The sequence below is a fragment of the Selenomonadales bacterium genome (genome assembly GCA_017442105.1).
Lineage (GTDB): Bacteria > Bacillota > Negativicutes > RGIG982 > RGIG982 > RGIG982.
Genome location: JAFSAX010000089.1, coordinates 1 through 1,870 on the forward strand (window position 1 = coordinate 1; position 1,870 = coordinate 1,870).

The 1,870-nt window shown below is 45.9% G+C and carries 3 protein-coding genes; all 3 read left to right on the forward strand.

Translation table 11 applies throughout. The features are described from left to right. On the forward strand, nucleotides 1-831 hold an 831-nt coding region (locus tag IJN28_03460; protein MBQ6712832.1), incomplete at its 5' end, for an NAD(+)/NADH kinase. A 1-nt stretch (nucleotide 832) separates the two neighbouring features. After that, nucleotides 833-1,408 carry a class I SAM-dependent methyltransferase gene (locus IJN28_03465; GenBank protein ID MBQ6712833.1) on the forward strand — a complete coding sequence of 192 codons (576 nt, stop codon included), beginning with the start codon at nucleotides 833-835 and terminating at the stop codon, nucleotides 1,406-1,408. After that, nucleotides 1,405-1,857, forward strand: coding sequence for an arginine repressor (argR, locus tag IJN28_03470; protein MBQ6712834.1), 453 nt, complete (start codon nucleotides 1,405-1,407; stop codon nucleotides 1,855-1,857). The genes IJN28_03465 and argR overlap by 4 nt, the downstream gene beginning before the upstream one ends. Nucleotides 1,858-1,870 lie beyond the last annotated feature (13 nt).

A 1,870-nucleotide genomic window follows, 5' to 3' on the forward strand; every position in this document is an offset into this window, starting at 1 on the left:
AAAACATTGAAAATCGGAATCTTCCCCAGTTACAGAAAAGAAGGCGCCGAAGCGGTGATGAATCAGATCCTCGATTACTTGGAGAATCAGACGATCCGTCCTGTTGAGGTCAATGTCTATGATTGTCGCATGAACAAAAACGAGGAGCGCATCGATCTCGATGTTGCGATCCCTGTCGGCGGTGACGGTACGCTTATCGGTGTGGCACGTTATCTGGCAAACGATGATGTTCTTTTATGCGGTATCAATATGGGAACGCTCGGTTTTCTTACCGATATTGAGCGCGGTGAGATCGAAGAAAAGCTGGCGCAGATACTCAAGGAAGAATATACGGTAGAAGAACGTATGATGCTTTCGGTATCGGTTAGACGAGATGGCGTAGTCACGCCTATTGCAACAGCAATGAACGATGTCGTTGTAAAAGGTAGTATGACAATGATGCATTTCAATCTGCGGATAGACGATTTTTTGATGGAAAAATATATGGCAGACGGTATTATCGTAGCAACGCCGACAGGCTCGACGGGATATTCTCTTTCGGCGGGCGGTCCGATCGTCAATCCGAATCTCAATCTCATCATCGTAACACCTGTTTGTCCGCATACGCTCAAATCGCGGCCGATGGTCATTTCGCATCGTGAAAAGGTATGCCTTACCGTGCTCGATACGAAAGCGGGCGTGCGATGCACGGTCGACGGACAAGTTACCAAACCGCTTCTTACGGGTGACGAGATATTGATCGAAGAATCGCCTTGCAAGATGAAGTTTTTGAAATTCTATGATAAAAATTATTATGCAACGTTCAAAAGTAAATTGGAACGGAGTAATTGATATGCAACGGATCAATAGCAAAACCCTGGCACATATGATGCTGATGCCGATACTCGGTTCGGCAAAATGCGTTGTCGATGCGACGGCAGGCAATGGACATGATACGGTATTTTTAGCAGAACACAGCAGTGATGATTGTGCTGTGTATGCGTTTGATATTCAACAGGATGCGCTCGATTCCGCAAAACGACTTGCCGAAGAGCGAGGCGTGGCAGAAAAGGTGCATCTTGTGCTTGATAGTCATGAGAATGTTGGATCGCACATTGCAGACGAGATCGATATAGCAATGTTCAATCTGGGATATCTGCCGACGGGCGACCATCAGATCACCACGCAGGCAGACTCTACGATGAAAGCAATTTTGACGATGGTGCAAAAGTTATCGGTCGGAGGGATGGTTACCGTAGTTTCGTATTCAGGGCATGAAGCAGGTGCGAAAGAACAAGAAAGACTCTTTGCCGAATTGGTTCAGCTTCCTGTGCGTTATTATACGGTCAGCTCGTTCCGCATGATCAACCATAAAGAAACGGCACCGATGTTATTTGTAATAGAAAAAGTGAGGTGTGAAAACCGATGAAAATAGTACGTCATGCAAAAATAAAAGAGATCGTCGAACAAAATATTATTGAAACGCAAGAAGACTTAGCCGAAGAATTGCGTAAACAAGGTATTGAGATCACGCAGGCAACGGTATCGCGTGATATCAAAGAGTTGATGCTCTCTAAGGTTCCGAGCGGTGACGGTCGTTATCGCTATGCATTTCCGATGGAGAAAAATGTGATGTTTTCTCAGTCGCGCATGGCACGTATGTTCCAAGACTCGGTTACAGGGTTCGACTTCAGCGAAAACATTATTATCATAAAAACACTTCCGGGTACGGCACAAGCGGTTGCTTCAACGATCGACCATGTGAAATGGCCGCGCATTATCGGTACGGTAGCAGGCGATGACAATATCATCGTCGTTGTAAAACCGACTGAAGCAGTACCCGAAGTACTTAGCAAATTGGAAGCGTTAGTGCGCTAATAGGAGCAAGACG

Excerpts from the sequence above, each read along its gene's own strand:
- IJN28_03465 (MBQ6712833.1), top strand. The coding sequence starts at position 833 with ATGCAACGGATCAATAGCAAAACCCTGGCACATATGATGCTGATGCCG.
- argR (MBQ6712834.1), top strand. The coding sequence starts at position 1,405 with ATGAAAATAGTACGTCATGCAAAAATAAAAGAGATCGTCGAACAAAAT.